13 protein-coding genes and 1 pseudogene are annotated in these 15,765 nt (G+C 70.8%); 6 read left to right on the plus strand and 8 right to left on the minus strand.

Translation table 11 applies throughout. From position 1 onward, the window contains the following. The 3 genes from ABT023_RS27830 to ABT023_RS27840 form a co-directional block, all read right to left on the minus strand. On the minus strand, positions 1 to 581 hold a 581-nt coding region (locus ABT023_RS27830; protein WP_350889524.1), incomplete at its 3' end, for a phosphatase PAP2 family protein. 152 nt (positions 582 to 733) lie between these two features. Further along, the gene (locus tag ABT023_RS27835; protein WP_350889526.1) at positions 734 to 2,377 is read right to left on the minus strand and encodes an MDR family MFS transporter; all 1,644 of its coding nucleotides are present in this window, start codon (positions 2,375 to 2,377) and stop codon (positions 734 to 736) included. Further along, positions 2,374 to 2,841 (minus strand): MarR family transcriptional regulator, encoded by a 468-nt coding sequence (locus tag ABT023_RS27840; protein WP_350889527.1) that lies wholly within the window; start codon positions 2,839 to 2,841, stop codon positions 2,374 to 2,376. Before ABT023_RS27840 ends, ABT023_RS27835 begins: the two co-directional genes overlap by 4 nt. 108 nt (positions 2,842 to 2,949) lie before the next feature. On the opposite strand from ABT023_RS27840, the gene ABT023_RS27845 reads away from it, so the two are divergent. After that, positions 2,950 to 3,564 (plus strand): TetR/AcrR family transcriptional regulator, encoded by a 615-nt coding sequence (locus ABT023_RS27845; RefSeq protein WP_350889529.1) that lies wholly within the window; start codon positions 2,950 to 2,952, stop codon positions 3,562 to 3,564. A gap of 3 nt (positions 3,565 to 3,567) precedes the next feature. On the opposite strand, the gene ABT023_RS27850 is transcribed toward ABT023_RS27845, so the two are convergent. The 4 genes from ABT023_RS27850 to mmsA form a co-directional block, all read right to left on the minus strand. Continuing rightward, positions 3,568 to 4,830 (minus strand): ROK family protein, encoded by a 1,263-nt coding sequence (locus ABT023_RS27850; RefSeq protein WP_350889530.1) that lies wholly within the window; start codon positions 4,828 to 4,830, stop codon positions 3,568 to 3,570. Positions 4,831 to 4,940: 110 nt separating this feature from the next. Further along, on the minus strand, positions 4,941 to 6,041 hold the full coding sequence (locus tag ABT023_RS27855; RefSeq protein ID WP_350889531.1) for a substrate-binding domain-containing protein: 1,101 nt from the start codon (positions 6,039 to 6,041) through the stop codon (positions 4,941 to 4,943). A gap of 53 nt (positions 6,042 to 6,094) precedes the next feature. After that, positions 6,095 to 7,393 (minus strand): multiple monosaccharide ABC transporter permease, encoded by a 1,299-nt coding sequence (gene mmsB, locus ABT023_RS27860; RefSeq protein ID WP_350889533.1) that lies wholly within the window; start codon positions 7,391 to 7,393, stop codon positions 6,095 to 6,097. After that, positions 7,390 to 8,937 (minus strand): multiple monosaccharide ABC transporter ATP-binding protein, encoded by a 1,548-nt coding sequence (gene mmsA / locus ABT023_RS27865; RefSeq protein WP_350889535.1) that lies wholly within the window; start codon positions 8,935 to 8,937, stop codon positions 7,390 to 7,392. The genes mmsB and mmsA overlap by 4 nt, the downstream gene beginning before the upstream one ends. A 666-nt stretch (positions 8,938 to 9,603) precedes the next feature. Between mmsA and ABT023_RS27870 the strand changes: the two genes are divergently transcribed. From ABT023_RS27870 to gmd, 3 genes are all read left to right on the plus strand, one after another. Next, positions 9,604 to 10,104 carry an NUDIX domain-containing protein gene (locus ABT023_RS27870; protein ID WP_350889536.1) on the plus strand — a complete coding sequence of 167 codons (501 nt, stop codon included), beginning with the start codon at positions 9,604 to 9,606 and terminating at the stop codon, positions 10,102 to 10,104. 103 nt (positions 10,105 to 10,207) lie between these two features. Further along, complete coding sequence (locus ABT023_RS27875) at positions 10,208 to 11,428, plus strand: methyltransferase domain-containing protein (protein WP_350889538.1); 1,221 nt, start codon at positions 10,208 to 10,210, stop codon at positions 11,426 to 11,428. Between the two features lie 30 nt (positions 11,429 to 11,458). Next, on the plus strand, positions 11,459 to 12,496 hold the full coding sequence (gmd, locus tag ABT023_RS27880) for a GDP-mannose 4,6-dehydratase (RefSeq protein ID WP_350889539.1): 1,038 nt from the start codon (positions 11,459 to 11,461) through the stop codon (positions 12,494 to 12,496). Positions 12,497 to 12,643: 147 nt separating this feature from the next. Here gmd and ABT023_RS27885 read toward each other — a convergent pair whose 3' ends face one another. Next, on the minus strand, positions 12,644 to 14,902 hold the full coding sequence (locus ABT023_RS27885) for a catalase (RefSeq protein ID WP_350889540.1): 2,259 nt from the start codon (positions 14,900 to 14,902) through the stop codon (positions 12,644 to 12,646). Between the two features lie 204 nt (positions 14,903 to 15,106). Between ABT023_RS27885 and ABT023_RS27890 the strand changes: the two are divergent. Continuing rightward, a pseudogene (locus ABT023_RS27890) lies at positions 15,107 to 15,250 on the plus strand (DUF2071 domain-containing protein); the annotation flags it as partial. Positions 15,251 to 15,329: 79 nt separating this feature from the next. Then, positions 15,330 to 15,765 (plus strand): YqjF family protein (locus tag ABT023_RS27895; protein WP_350889542.1); only part of this gene is annotated, 436 nt, incomplete at its 3' end.

Here is a 15,765-nt window from a genome sequence, read left to right on the forward strand (position 1 = left end):
GCCGCGACGAGCGCGACGGCCACGGCGACGGCCCAGCCGACGTGCAGGGACGGCATGGCCGCGTACTGGTTGCTCAGCTCGTCGGCGCCGGGTGCGCCGTAGACGGCGGGCCCGTACCGGCTGCCGGTGTCGACCATGCCGGTCAGCGGGGTCAGCCGGGGCGGGGCCAGCGGCACGAGCAGGTGCAGGGCCAGCGCGGCGGCGGTGAGCCCGGCCAGCGCCCGGCGCGTCCAGCGGTAGTGCGCGGGGCGGCGCAGGTACAGCCACACCAGGCACGCCGCCGTGGCCGGGAAGTGCACGTAGGCGTAGTAGCTGTTGGCCAGGCGCACCGGCAGGTCGCCCGCGAGCAGCGGGAGTTGGACGGCGGCCTCGCTGGGCAGCCGGAGCAGGCGCTCCAGGCGCCAGACGAACTCCCCGTTCTCCAACGCGGTCGCCACCCGGCCGACCACGGCGACGCGAGCCATCTTGTACGCCAGGAACAGCACGGCCACGAGCGTCAGCTCGCGCGCCGCCCGGTGCAGCGGACCGCGCCGCCGGCCGGGCACCGCGAGCGGAGCCGGTGCGGCCTCGGCAGTTTCCACGGGTCCCTCGACTCGGTCACGGCCGTGGGTGACGGCCCTCGCTAAGCGGATCGGCAGCGTACGCCCGCCCCGGCGCTCCACACAGGCCGGGGCCGCCACCGTCGTTGAACGGTGGCGGCCCCGGGTTCGTACGTCAGGCGCCGGGTCGTACGTCAGGCGCCGGCGGAGGGCGGACGCCTCGTCCCGCCGGAGCCGACGCTCACCTGGTCGAAGGCGGGTGCCCCGTCGACGGCGTCGGCGCCGACGGCCGCCGACTTCGCCGGGTCGGGCAGGTCGAGGCTCGTGCGCAGGTTGACCGGCTTGAGCAGGAGCGCCGCGATGATGCCGACGACGGCGATGGCTGCCGAGATGAGGAAGATGTGCCCGGTGGCGTCGCCGTACGCCGCGCGGATGATGTTCGCCACGGGCTCGGGCAGGACCTCGAGGTTGAGGCTGCCGCCCCCACTGCCGGATGCGGGGATCCCCGCGGCGGTGAGGTCGTGGGTGACCTGGTCGCTGACCCGGCGGGCGAGGACGGCGCCGAGCACGGAGACGCCGATGGTGCCGCCGAGGGAACGGAAGAACGCGACGGTGGAGCTGGCCGCGCCGATGTCCTTGAGCGGCACGGTGTTCTGCACGGCGAGGACGAGATTCTGCATGGTCATGCCGACGCCGGTGCCGACGATGAACATGGCCACGCCGACCAGGACGAGCGACGTCTCGTGGTCGATGGTGCCGAGCATGCCGAACCCGATGACGAGGACGACCGCCCCGAAGACGATGTACGGCTTGAGCTTGCCGGAGTTGGTGATCATGCGGCCGGCGATGATGGATGATCCGAGGACGCCGGCCATCATCGGGATGGTGAGCAGGCCCGCCTCCGTGGGGCTGTAGCCGCGCCCGATCTGGAAGTACTGGCCGAGGAAGACGGCGCCGCCGAACATGGCCATGCCGACCGCGAGGCTGCCGAGGATGGCGAGGGCCGTGGTGCGTTGCCGGACGATGCTGAGCGGGACGACCGGCTCGGCCGCCCGCGACTCGACCCAGGTCGCCAGGGCCAGCAGGAGAATGCTGCCGCCGACCATCGCGCCGGACTGCCAGGACACCCACGCGAACGAGCTGTCGACGAACGAGATCCAGATCAGCAGCACGCTGACGCCGGCGGCGATCAGGCTCGCCCCCAGGTAGTCGATCTTGACGTTCTCGCGCCGGACGGTGGGCAGCCGCAGGGTCATCTGGAGCAGGACCAGCGCGATCGCGGCGACGGGCACGCCGACGAAGAAGCACCAGCGCCAGCCGAGCCAGGACGTGTCGACGATGAGGCCGCCGAGCAGCGGTCCGCCGACCGTCGCGACGGCCATCACGCCACCGAGGTAGCCGTTGTACCGGCCGCGCTCGCGGGGCGGGATCATCGCCGCGATGGCGACCTGGACGAGGGCCTGCAGGCCGCCGACGCCGATGCCCTGGAACGCGCGGGCGGCGATGAGCTGGCCGGCGCTCTGCGAGAAGCCGGCTACCACCGAGCCGACCAGGAAGACGACGATGGCCACCTGCACCAGGGTCTTCTTGTTGAACAGGTCGGCCAGCTTGCCCCAGATCGGGGTGGTGGCCGTCGCGGTGAGCAGGGTGGCCGTGACCACCCAGGTGTACTGGATCTGCGAGCCGTCCAACGCCCCGATGATCTTCGGCAGCGCCGTCGAGACGACGGTGCCGCTCAGCATGGCGACGAAGAGCACCAGCAGCAGGCCGCTGAGTGCCTCCAGCGTCTGCCGATGGGTCATCGGCGCGTCTGCCGCCGTGGTGGTGGGTGCGCTCATCGCGCGTCCTCCAGGTTGTTGTTGGTTCCGAGAGCGACATCGAGGTCGCGGGTGAACCGGTCGAGTGCGGCGCACAGCGCCGCCACCTCGCCGGGAGTCCAGTCGGCGAGCGCCCGTTCGAGCAGTTCGCCGTACCAGCCGTGGGCGTCGGCGAGGGCGCTCCGCCCCTTCGGGGTGATGGCCAGCCAGCTGGCCCGCCGGTCGGCCGGGTCGGCGCGCCGCTCGACCAGGCCGTGCGAGACGAGCGAGGCGACGGCGCGGCTGACGGTCGACGGGTCGAGCCCGGTGCGGGAGGCCAACTCCCTGGCATGGCAGCCGGTGGCGCGCTGCTCGATCTGGATGAGCATGCCGACCATGCCGATCGGCACGGACGGCCGGTCGTCGGCCCGCCGCTGCTTGATCACCCGCACGCTCTTGAGCAGGTCGAACAATCGAATTCCGAGTTCACGGGCGGTGGTTTCCACGCTTACCCTCCCGGTGTCGATGGTTGCCGCATGCAACTATCCAACAATCTTGCGCAGCGGGCAAACTTGCGCGTTGAGAACTAGGTCACCATCGCGTAGCCTGACGGCATGCACGAGGCCGGGCTACGGGAACGCAAGAAGGCGGCCACCCGCCTCGCCCTGCACGAGGCGGCCCTGCGCCTCGCCGCCGAGGAGGGCCTCGACCGGGTGACCGTCGAGGCGATCGCCGACGCCGCCGACGTCTCCCGGCGGACGTTCTCCAACTACTTCTCCAGCAAGGAAGAGGCGATCTTCCACGGCGACACCGTGCGGCTGCGCCGGATGCTGGAACTGATCCGGGACCAGCCGGCCGACGAACAGCCGTGGACGGTGCTCAGCCGCGCGGCGGAGCGCCTCACCACCGAGATGTACGGCGACCTGGCGCCGACCTGGCTGGCTCAACGCCGACGGGTGCGCGGGCACCCGGGCCTGCTCGCCCACCAGGTGGCGGCGTACACGACAATCGAACGGGAGCTGGCCGCCGAGCTGACGCACCGGCTGACCGGACCGGAGGTGGCCCTGCGGTCGCGGGTCCTGGCGGCGACCTGCCTGGCCACCCTGCGCGTCGCAATCCAGCAGTGGATCGAGCACCCGGACGGTCCGCTGCTCGACACGATCCGGATCGCGCTCGACGAGGCGGCGCCCGCAGCGGGCACCCCGGGCCGGGCAGCCGGCCCCGACTGACGGTCAGGCCGGTGTGGGCCCGGTCCCCGACCGGCCGGCGGCCCCGACGTTCAGCGGGTCCGCCAGCAGCTCGGCGAAGGCCAGCTCGGCGGCGCCGATCAGGGCGGCGTCGCGGCCGAGCGTCGCCGCCCGCAGCCGCAGATGCTCGCGGAAGGCGGGCAGCACCATGGCGTCCAGGCGACGGCGGACGGTTTCCGCCCCGACGGCGTAGATGTCGCGCAACGATCCGCCGAACACCACTATGCCCGGGTTGACCACGTTGGCGAGGTTGGCCACGCCGAAGCCGAGCCAGTCGGCGACCTGCCGCACCGCCGCCTGAGCGGCGCGGTCGCCACCGGCCGCCGCGCGCAGGACCTCCACGACCGCCGGCGGCCCGCCCGGCTCCCGGCCGGCATGCCGCAGCAGCGCCGCCTGACCGATCTCCGTCTCCCAGCAGCCGCGCGAGCCGCAGCCGCAGGGCAGGCCGTACGGGTTGACCACCATGTGGCCGACCTTGCCGCCATGCCCCCGGTGGCCGGCCACCAGCCGGCCGCCGACGATGATCCCGGCGCTGACCCCGAGATCGCCGTGCAGGTAGACGAGGTCGTCGGTGCCCACCGCCACGCCCCGGACGTGTTCGGCCACGCCGGCGATGTCGGCCAGGTCCCCGGCGACCAGACCCGGGCCCGCGGCGAGTCCGGCCTCGAACGCGGCGCGCAGCGCCTCGTCGGGTCCGCCGATCCGGATCCTCCCGTCGCGGTCACGGGTCGTGTCGGTCACCGCGACCGCGCCACCCACCAGCAGCGCGTCGCCGGTGACGGCACGCTGCATGTCGCGGACCAGGCCGGCCAGCGGGCCGATCGCGTCGAAGGTCGACATCCCGCCGGGCCTGTCGACCTCGCGCAGGTCGAGAATGCGCCCGCCGAGGCCGATGCGGGCGGCGCGCAGCCGGTCCGCCTCGACGCTCAACGCGTGCGTGTACACCTGCTCCGAGCGAGGGCGCACCACCAGCGACGGCCGCCCTGCTCGGCGGACGGTGGTCGGCGCCTCGGTGACCAGCCCGGCGGCGGCGAGGTCGGCCGCGAGCGCCCCGATGGTGCTGCGGTTGAGGCCGAGCCGGCTGGTCAGCTCGGCGCGGGACGTCGGGCCGTGCACGTGGACGTGACGCAGCACGGCGCCGAGGTTCCGCCGGCGGGTCTCCTCCTGGGTCACGCCGGGCGCCCCGGGCGCGGCAAGGTCCGGGTCGCGGCCGAGCCGCGCCTGCCCGGACCCGGTGGGTGTCGCCACGGTCGGGCCTCCTCCCCCGGGTCGGCTCGGCGTCGCTGGTGGACGCTGCCACGGCGAAGGGCCCCGGACGTGGACTCCGGGACCCTTCGCCGTTGGCTACCTCGCGGTGCTCACTTGGTGAGCGGCGCGAGCTTCGGGTCGTTCGCGTAGGCCTCGGCCGCGTTGGCCTTGGTGACGGCGACCGGCGGGAGCAGGTACGTGTCGACGACCTTGCTGCCGTTGTTGTAGGACTTGGTGTCGTTCACCTCGGGCGTCTCGCCGGCCTGCAGGGACTTCACCATGGTGATGGTCTGCTTGACCAGGTTCCGGGTGTCCTTGTTGATCGTCATGTACTGCTCGCCGGCCATGATGGACTTGACCGACTCCACCTCGGAGTCCTGGCCGGTGACGACCGGGATCGGCTTGTTGGCGCCCTTGATCGAGGTGATGATCGCGCGGCCGAGCGTGTCGTTCGGGGACAGGACGCCGTCCAGCTCCTTGCTGCCGTACGTCGAGGTCAGCAGCTGGTCCATGCGGGCCTGCGCACCCTCGGCCTTCCAGCCCTGGATGGCGGTCTGCTTGACGTCGACCTGCTTCGAGCCGACGACGACGTTGCCCTTGTCGATCTCCGGCTTGAGCACGTCCATCGCGCCGTTGAAGAAGACACCGGCGTTGTTGTCGTCCGGCGAGCCGGAGAAGAGCTCGATGTTGTACGGGCCGTTCGGCTTCTTGGCCTTCATGCCGTCCAGCAGGGCCTGGCCCTGGAGCTGGCCGACCTTGAAGTTGTCGAACGCGACGTAGTAGTCGAGGTCCGGGCTGTTGGTGATGAGCCGGTCGTAGGCGATGACCTTCACGCCCGCCTGGTGCGCGGCGGCGACCTGGGTCGACAGCTGCGCGGCGTCGGTCGCGCCGATGACGATGACCTTGGCGCCCTTGGTGACCATGGCGGTGATCTGCGCCTGCTGGTCGGCGACCGTGGTCGACGCGCCCGCGTACTGCACGTCGCTGGTGAACCCGGCCTCCTTGAGGCCGTTGGTGAACAGGTCACCGGCGAGGACCCAGTTCTCCGAGGTCTTGGCCGGAAGGGCCACGCCGATCAGGGAGTTGGCCGCGAAGCCCTTGGCGTCGCCGCCGGAGCTGCCGGACTCCTCGTCGCGGCCGGAGCCGCAGGCGGTGAGGGCCAGCGCTGCGATGGCACCGATGGCCACCGACTTGCCGAGGAAGTTGCGCATGAGCAGTAATGCCCTTCTACGGAGGTGATACGGGAAGAGAAGGTCGGTGGGCGTCAGCCGGGCACCTTGGTGCGGCCGGGCTCGCGGTCCACCTTGGGTGACGCGGTGGGGGGGCCGGAACCGTCACGGCGGAACGAGCGCGTGAGGCTGCCGATGACGGAGAACCGTCCCTGACTCTTGTTGTAGACGTCGATCGCGACGGCCAGCAGCAGGACCAGGCCCTTGATGATCTGGACGCGGTCGGTGCCGACGCCCATCAGTTGCAGACCGTTGTTGAGCACGGCCATGACCAGACCACCGACGATCGAGCCGCTGATGGTCCCGATGCCGCCGGCGACGGCCGCGCCACCGATGAACACCGCGGCGATCGCGTCCAGTTCCCAGCCGTTGCCGTCCTGCGGACCGGAGGCCGCCGAACGGGCCACGAAGATCATGCCGGCCAGGGCGGCCAGCACGGACATGTTCATCATGACGAAGAAGTTGACCCGCTTGAGCTTGACGCCGGACAGCTCGGCGGCCCGGGAGTTGCCGCCCACCGCGTAGATGTGCCGGCCGCCCGCCGTGTTGCGGGTGTAGAAGGAGTACGCGAGCACCAGGGCCACCAGGATGATGCCGGAGACCGGGAAGCTGGTGCCGACGCGACCGCTGGCGAAGCGCAGCGAGGCGAAGACGATCACGCCGATCATCACGGCCATCCGCAGGATCGAGATCCACATCGGGGCCGCGTCGGCGTCCATCTCGCGGCGCGTCCGGCGCGACTGGAGCTCCCGCCACACCACGGCCGCGCACGCGACCAGGCCCAGCAGCAGCGTCAGGTTGTTGTAGCCGGTGTTCGGGCCGACCTCGGGCAGGAACCCGGAGCCGATCACCCGGAAGCCCTCGGGCACCGGGATGGTGTTCGCGTTGCCGATGAACTGGTTGCCGCCCCGGAAGAGCAGCATGCCCGCCAGGGTGACGATGAACGCCGGCACCCCGATGTAGGCCACCCAGAAGCCCTGCCAGGCGCCGATCACCGCACCGATCACCAGGCCGAACGCGATGGCGGCGGGCCAGGGCAGGGACCAGTCGGCCATCGACTTGGCCACCAGGATGCCGGCGATCGCGGCGACCGAGCCGACCGACAGGTCGATGTGCCCGGCGACGATCACCATCAGCATGCCGATGGCGAGGATGAGGATGTACGAGTTCTGCTGGAACAGCGCGATCAGGTTGTCCGATCGCAGGGTCAGGCCGTCGGTCAGGATCTGGAAAAGGACGACGATCGCGACCAGTGTGAAGATCATCCCGAACTGACGGGCGTTGGAGGTCGTGCCTCCGAACAGGTTCTTCTGAAGGTCCTTGATCCGGCTCATCGTGTCTGCATCTTCTTCGTCGAGGTCATCTGCTTCATGAGGGTCTCCGGGTCCGCGTCGGCCCGGGCGATCTCGCCCGTGATGGCGCCCTCGAACACGGTGTAGATGCGGTCGCAGAGCCCGATCAGCTCAGGCAGTTCCGAGGAGATGACGACGACGCCCTTCCCCTGGTCGGCGAGCCGCTGGATGATGCCGTAGATCTCGTACTTGGCGCCCACGTCGATGCCGCGGGTCGGTTCGTCGAGGATCAGCAGGTCCGGATCGGTGAACATCCACTTCGCCAGGACGACCTTCTGCTGGTTGCCGCCGGAGAGCTTGGAGACGCCCTCGTCGACCGTCGGGGCCTTGGTCCGCAACTCCTTGCGGTACGCCTCGGCGGACCGGTACTCCTCGACCTCGTCGAGCACGCCGTGGCGCGAGATCTTGGACAGCTTGGCGGCCACCGTCGAGGTCTTGATGTCGTCGAGCAGGTTCAGCCCGATCGCCTTTCGGTCCTCGCTGACGTACGCGAGCCCGTGGGCGATCGCGTCCGCCACCGACTTGAGCACGATCTCCTTGCCGTCCTTGATGATCGTGCCCGACTCGTACACCCCGTAGGAGCGGCCGAAGACGCTCATGGCCAGCTCGGTGCGGCCCGCGCCCATCAGTCCGGCGAAGCCGACGATCTCGCCGCGTCGCACGACGAAGCTCTCGTTCTTGCAGACCTGGCGGTCGGCGGAGATCGGGTGCCGGACGTTCCAGTTCCGGACCTCGAAGAAGACCTCGCCGATCTTCGGCGTGTGATCCGGGAACCGGCTGCTGAGCTCGCGGCCGACCATGCCGCGCACGATCCGGTCCTCGTCGACGCCGTCGGCCTTGACGTCGAGGGTCTCGACGGTCCGACCGTCTCGCAGGATGGTGATCTGGTCCGCGATCGCCTCGATCTCGTTCAGCTTGTGCGAGATCATGATCGAGGTGACGCCTCGCGAGCGGAAGCCGCGCAGCAGGTCCAGCAGGTGCCGGGAGTCCGCCTCGTTCAGCGCGGCGGTGGGCTCGTCGAGGATGAGCAGCTTCACGTCCTTGGCGAACGCCTTGGCGATCTCCACGAGCTGCTGCTTGCCGACCCCGATGTCCTTGATCAGGGTGTCCGGGTTCTCCGTCAGGCCGACCCGGGCCATCAGGTCCAGCGCCATCCGGTTCGCGGACTTCCAGTCGATCGCGCCCCGCCTGCGCGGCTCGTTGCCGAGGAAGATGTTCTCGGTGATCGACATGTCCGGGATGAGCGCGAGCTCCTGGTGGATGATCACGATCCCCGCGCTCTCGCTCGCGCGGATGTCGGAGAAGCGGGTCTCCGCGCCCTGGTAGACGATCTGGCCCTCGTAGGTGCCGTACGGGTAGACCCCGCTGAGCACCTTCATCAGCGTGGACTTGCCGGCGCCGTTCTCGCCACAGATGGCGTGGATCTCGCCGGCGCGCACCACCAGGTTGACGTCGGCGAGGGCCTTGACTCCGGGGAACTCCTTGGTGATGGAGCGCATCTCCAGGAGGATGGGTACGTCGCTCATCGTTCGCACCACCTCGCCAACATCATCGATACCTCCGGAAGGGGAAGAATCTTCACCTGGTTTTGTTGTTGGAGGCAACGTATTCCGGCGGAGGGTCAACCGCAAGGCTCGGCAGACCCTGAGATGTAACAATCCGGCAATGTGGGGGGCGGTTCGGCGTCATCCGCACCACTCGCCACGCCGACACCACGCACGACCGGCGAACAGCCCACCGCCGACGCGCCCGCGCGGAGCGCGGGCGCACGACGACGCGCCGCACGCCCGAATCGCACGGGACCGCGGACCGAAGAACAACGGTAGACGGCCGACGCGCCCACCGCCCGGCGAGCGCTCCACCGGCACCGTGGTAGTTGCACGGCAAGGTATGGACAGTCGGCTATGCGTGTGGAACAGTTGACGCGCTGCTGTCAGACAGTCACCGACGGTTTCGAATTCCAGCGGTGCCGCAGTCGGCCCCCGCCCTCCGCGGTCACGTCACCACCAGACCTCGCCGGGCGGTTCAAGCCGCCCAGTCACCCCGCACCGGGTGTTCCCGGGGCCCTTCCGAGCGAGGGCGCGCCGGGACCCGCCACCGGGCGGGACCAACCCCGTGCGCCACGGCCAGGAGCGTGCCTTGTGAAACCCGTGATCCACGAGCTCGTGGAAGATGATTTCACGCACCGAGAGGTGCCCGAGTTCGGCCTGGCCGAGGACGACTACGCACGAGCACTGGACAACCTGGTGCAGGCCAACGTCGATGTCATACCGCACACCGCGGACGGCCGGGTGCTGCTCGGTCACCGGGAGGACCTGCCACTGCGGAACATGTTCTGGGTTTTCGGCGGCCGGATGAAGGTGGGCGAGACGCTCACCGACAGCGCGGTCCGGGCGCTGCGGCGGGAACTTCACCTCGACGCCGATCGTTCCCGGCTGGTCCTGAACCACACCTACAACGTCAGGTGGGGCACCAGGAGCGTCCCTGCCGAGGAGCGTGGCTTCCAGACCATCCTGACCCTGATGACGTACCAGTGCACCGACGAGGAGGCCCGCTCGCTGACCCCCGCCGACCGGACCCACGGCTGGGTCCGCTGGCACTCCCGGGCGGACCTGCGGCAGCTGGAGGAGTCCGGGTCCGGCCTGCTGCACCCGTTCCTTCCCGTCGTGCTGCGCAACGCGCACCTGCTCTGAGGCCGGCCCGGCGGCGGGCGGCCCGCCGCAGGTGCGCGGCCGTCCCGTGCGGGTGGCCGCCCGCACGCCCGGCACCCGACGAACCAGGCCGTTGGAGGCACCTGTGATCTGTCGATCCTGTCACGCCGCCGGGCTCACCGAAGTCCTCGACCTCGGCGACCAGTACCTCAGCGACTTCCGTGACGACGACCTCCGTCCGCCCCGGTGGCCGCTGGTGCTGGTGCTGTGCGAGCACTGCGGACTGGCGCAACTGCGGGACACCACCCCCCGCGAGCTGATGTACCACGATCGCTACGGCTTCCGGTCCGGCACCAACGAGGCGATCCGCGAGGACCTGCGGACCGTGGTGGACCACGCGCTGGACAGCCGGCCGGACGCGCGGCGGTGGCTGGACATCGCCTGCAACGACGGCACGCTGCTGTCATTCGTGCCCGAGCGGGTGCACCGGGTCGGCGTGGACCCGGTGCGCACCTTCGCCCGGGAGTCCGGCCGGCACGCCGACCGCGTCGTCACGGACTTCTTCGACTCCCGGCACTTCCGCGCCGCGCACCCCGCCGGGGCGTACGAGAGGTTCGACGTCGTCACCAGCGTCTCCATGTTCTACGACCTGGACGACCCGAACCACTTCGTGGCCGACGTCGCCAGGGTCCTCGCCGACGACGGCGTCTGGCTGATCCAGCAGAACTACGCCCTGACCATGGTCGAGCTCGGCGCGGTCGACAACGTGTGCCACGAGCACCTCACCTACTGGTCGCTGACGGCGCTGGAGAGCCTGCTGCACCGGCACGGCCTGGAGGTCAACGACGTACGGCTGTCCACGGTGAACGGCGGGTCGTTCCGCACCCTGGTCTCCCGCCGGGGCAGCCGGCCGGTCGAGGACTCCGTGGCACGGCAGCGGCGCCGCGAGGAGGAAGCCGCGCTGCACCGGCCCGAGGTCTGGCTCGGGTTCGCGGCGCGGGCGAGGAAGGCGTTCGAGGGCCTGCGTCGGCTGGTCGACGACATCAACGCCGCCGGGCAGCGCTGCTACATCTACGGCGCCAGCACCCGGGGCGGCACCATCTGGCAGGCGGCCGACCTGGACGTGACGGACCTGCCCTTCGCCGTCGAACGCCAGGCCGCCAAGATCGGCCGCAGGATCGCCTCCATCGGCGTCCCGATCATCTCGGAGGAACAGGCCCGCTCGGACCACCCGGAGTACATGTTGGTCGCGCCGTGGTTCTTCCGGGAGGTGTTCGTCGAGCGCGAACGCGCATACCTGGAGAAGGGCGGGAAGCTGATATTCCCGTTGCCGGACCTGGAGATCGTCGGTCAGGACGGGGCCTAGGTGGCCCGCCGGGGCCGACGAGGAGTTCACGTGCCACGCGCGCTCATCACGGGAGTCACCGGTCAGGACGGCCTCTATCTGGCCGAGCTGCTGATCGCAAAGGGCTACGAGGTGTTCGGCCTGGTCCGGGGACAGAACAATCCCCGGGTCCCCCGGGTGAAGCAGATCGTCCCATCGGTGCGGCTGCTGGACGGCGACCTCCGCGACCTGCCGAGCCTGATCAGCGCCCTGGACGTCGCCCAGCCCGACGAGGTCTACAACCTGGGCGCGGTCAGCTTCGTGGGCATGTCCTGGCAACAGGCCGAGCTCACGAGCGAGATCACCGGGATCGGGGTGCTGCGGATGCTTGAGGCGATCCAGATCCACACCCACAACGAGATGGGCCGCGTCCGCTTCTACCAGGCGTCCAGCTCGGAGATGTTCGGCAAGGTCCGCGAGGTTCCGCAGACCGAGACGACCCCCTTCCACCCCCGCTCGCCGTACGGGGTCGCGAAGGTCTTCGGCCACTTCATGACCGTCAACTACCGCGAGTCGTACGGTGCCCACGCCTGCTCGGGGATCCTGTTCAACCACGAGAGCCCTCGGCGCGGCCACGAGTTCGTCACCCGGAAGGTCACCCGCGGCGTGGCCCGCATCGCCCTCGGCCTGCAGGACAGGATCACGCTGGGAAACCTGGAGGCGCGCCGGGACTGGGGCTTCGCCGGCGACTACGTCGAGGCCATGTGGCTGATGCTCCAGCAGGCTGAGCCGGACGACTACGTGATCGCCACCGGCGTCACCCACTCCGTGCGCGACCTGCTCGACGTCGCCTTCCACCGCGTCGGGATCGGGGACTGGGGCGGGCACGTCGCGCAGGATCCGCGCCTGTTCCGCCCAGCCGAGGTCGACCTGCTCGTCGGTGACGCGTCGAAGGCCCGGTCCCGGCTCGGGTGGAAGCCCCGCAGCGAATTCCGATCTCTCGTGGAGACGATGGTCGACGCCGACCTCGCCGACGCGAGGCGGGAGGGGCACGGCCCGGCCGAGCGGTCGCCGGACGACGTGGTGCGTCAGGCGGGCGGTCCCGGTTGACGTACCGACGGACCCGCCGACCGGACGACCCGGGTGGCGCGCCCGCCGGCCGGCGCGCCCGACGCGGGCCGGGCCGTACGACGGGACGAGGGGCCGCCCTCCGACGATGCGGAGGACGGCCCCTCGTCTGCGAACGGGCGGGCCCTGTCAGGCGACGGATGCGGGGAACCGTTCCCACACCCGGTGCGTGGCCAGCAACTGCCCCACGGTGGTGAAGACCTCGGTTCCGGAGTCACCCGTGACCACGCCCGGCGTGCCCGTCACCCCCGCCTGATCCAGCACCGTGACGCCGCCGCCCCACGCGCCGACGGCCTTGGCGTGCCGCCAGCACTCCTGCACCAGGAGCAGCACACGCGGGTCCACGGACGCGGAGTCCGCCGCTCCCGCCTTGGCGTCGCGCGCGGGGAGCGCGTCCGGCGCCGGCGCCGGCGCCGCGGCCAGCAGCAGCGCGTCGAACTCGACCGACCGGCCGGTGGCAAAGGTCCGCTGCACGGGCAGGTCCCCGACCTTGCCGCCGTGCGGGGCGATCAGCAGCGGCACCATGCCGGCGGCGAGCACCTCGCGGCGCACCTGGCCGACGCCGTCGAGGTCGCTGTCGGGGCCGACGACGATCCCGATCGTGCGGCCGTCGGTCGGCCACAGCCGGCCGACCTGGGACAGCGCGGGGCTCGGCGCGACGTCGGCGAGCGGCATGGTCGGCTCCGGCGCGGGAAGGCCCAGGCCGGTGGCCACCTGCTCGCAGAGCACCGGGTCGATGTTGGCGAGGCTCTGGAGCTGACGCTCCTTGATCGCCTGGTGGTAGCACTTGCCCAGCTCGAAGGTGTAGGCGCGGATGATGTGCTCCTTCTCGACCGGCGACATGCTCAGCCAGAACAGGCGGACCTGGCTGTGGTGGTCGTCGAACGAGGCCGGGTTCGCGCGCACCTTGGGCGCCTCCGCCACCGTCACCGGCACGTCGACGAACGCGTGCTCGGCGTCGCCGGCCGGGAAGGGGTTGCCGCCGTCGAGCGAGTTCGGCCGGTACGGCGCCACCCCGGCGTGGACGGCGTGCTGGTGGAAGCCGTCGCGCAGCATGTCGTTGACCGCGGCGTGCGGACGGTTGATCGGGATCTGCGAGAAGTTCGGGCCGCCCAGCCGGGTGAGCTGCGTGTCGACGTACGAGAACAGCCGGCCCTGCAGCAGCGGGTCGTTGGTGACGTCGATCCCCGGCGGCAGGTGGCCGACGTGGAAGGCGACCTGCTCGGTCTCGGCGAAGAAGTTCGTCGGCGTGCGGTTGAGCGTCAGCTTCCCGACCGGCTGCACCGGGGCGAGCTCCTCCGGCACGATCTTGGTCGGGTCGAGCAGGTCGATCCCGGCGAACGTCTCCTCCGGCGTGTCGGGGAAGACCTGGATGCCCAGCTCCCACTCCGGGTACGCGCCGGCCTCGATCGCGTCGTAGAGGTCCCGGCGGTGGAAGTCCGGGTCGATGCCGCCGAGCAGCTGCGCCTCCTCCCAGACCAGGGAGTGCACGCCCAGCTTGGGCTTCCAGTGGAACTTGGCCAGCACGGTCTCCCCGGCGGAGTTGACCAGCCGGAAGGAGTGCACGCCGAAGCCCTCCATCGTCCGGAACGAGCGCGGGATGCCCCGGTCGGACATGTTCCACATCGTGTGGTGCTGCGCCTCGGTGTGCAGGGAGACGAAGTCCCAGAACGTGTCGTGCGCGCTCTGGGCCTGCGGGATCTCCCGGTCGGGGTGCGGCTTGCCGGCGTGGATGACGTCGGGGAACTTGATGGCGTCCTGGATGAAGAAGACCGGCATGTTGTTGCCGACCAGGTCGAACGTGCCCTCGTCGGTGTAGAACTTCGTCGCGAAGCCACGCGTGTCGCGGACCGTGTCGGCCGAGCCGCGCGAGCCGAGGACGGTGGAGAACCGGACGAAGACGTCGGTCTCCCGCCCCTTCTTGAGGAAGCCGGCCCTCGTGACCGCCTCGGCGGTGCCGTAGGCGTTGAACACGCCGTGCGCCCCGGCCCCCCGGGCGTGCACGACGCGCTCGGGGATGCGCTCGTGGTCGAAGTGGGTGATCTTCTCGCGCAAATGGTGGTCCTGGAGCAGCACCGGGCCGCGCGGCCCGGCCTTCAGGGAGTGGTCCGTGTCGCGCAGCCGCGCCCCCTGCGAGGTGGTGAGGTAGGCGCCCTGCTGTCCGTTCGCGGTCGACGGCGCGCCGGTTCTCGCGCCGGTCGGGGTGCGCGTCTCCGGGGCCCCCTGCTCCTTCTTCGGTGGCAGTGGGTCATGTGGCGTCGTCGGCTCCGCGGCGGTCGGTGGGGCGCTGCCCGGCGCGCCGGGCACGTCCGGGGTCAGGATGTCGGCCACCTTTCCCGTAGCTGCCCCCACGACACCTTTAACCGCCTTGGCGGGATTGCTGCTCATTTAGTCTGTTACCTCCGTGGAGCGGCTGTTTTGCAGGCTCCTGCGCGGTACCCCCGTTCGCGCGAGCAAAACGGACCGGGCGTGTTCCGGCACGGACAGGCCACCGGGCCGGCGCTCACCGGTGATGCAGCCCACCACACCTACGCCACGGGTCTCGCCGAGTGACTGTTGCCCGGCGGGTCCGACGGGCCGCACGATGGGCGCGTGGACATCGAGCGGGTCGATCCCGCACCCGATCGAACGTTCCGCCGGCGGGTCCTGCGACAGCGCTGGGAGGACCTCACCTTCCTGCACTGGGCGGTCGAACCGGAACTCGTCGCACCGCTGCTGCCCGCCGGTACCCGCCCGGACACCCTCGACGGGGTCGCCCACGTCGGGTTGATCGGCTTCCGGATGGTCGGGGCTGGGCCTCGGCCGGGGACCGGGGGTGCCGTACCTCGGCACCTTCCGGGAGACGAACGTGCGGCTCTACTCGGTCGACGACGCCGGCCGCCGGGCCGTGGTGTTCCGCTCGCTCGACGCCTCTCGGCTCGTCCCGGTGCTGGTCGCCCGAGCCGCCCTGCGGCTGCCGTACCTATGGTCGTCGATGCAGCTGGAACGCGACGGTGACCTCCTCACCTACCGGTGCCGGCGCCGCTGGCCCGGCCCGGCCGGCACGACGAGCCGGATGGTCGTCCGGACGGGCGAGCGGATCACCGATCCGACCCCGCTGGAACACTTCGTCACCGCCCGCTGGGCGCTGCACACCCGGGCCTACGGCCGCACTCTGCACCTGCCGAACTGGCATCCACGCTGGCCGCTGCACCGGGCCGAGCTGCTGCACCTGGACGACGAGCTGGTCACCGCCGCCGGGCTGCCGGCGC

Source organism: Micromonospora sp. NPDC002296 (assembly GCF_040296145.1).
Lineage (GTDB): Bacteria > Actinomycetota > Actinomycetes > Mycobacteriales > Micromonosporaceae > Micromonospora.

Coding starts and splice junctions, on each gene's coding strand:
- ABT023_RS27835 (WP_350889526.1), bottom strand. CDS start 2,377: ATGAGCGCACCCACCACCACGGCGGCAGACGCGCCGATGACCCATCGG.
- ABT023_RS27845 (WP_350889529.1), top strand. CDS start 2,950: ATGCACGAGGCCGGGCTACGGGAACGCAAGAAGGCGGCCACCCGCCTC.
- ABT023_RS27855 (WP_350889531.1), bottom strand. CDS start 6,041: ATGCGCAACTTCCTCGGCAAGTCGGTGGCCATCGGTGCCATCGCAGCG.
- mmsB (WP_350889533.1), bottom strand. CDS start 7,393: ATGAGCCGGATCAAGGACCTTCAGAAGAACCTGTTCGGAGGCACGACC.
- mmsA (WP_350889535.1), bottom strand. CDS start 8,937: ATGAGCGACGTACCCATCCTCCTGGAGATGCGCTCCATCACCAAGGAG.
- ABT023_RS27885 (WP_350889540.1), bottom strand. CDS start 14,902: ATGAGCAGCAATCCCGCCAAGGCGGTTAAAGGTGTCGTGGGGGCAGCT.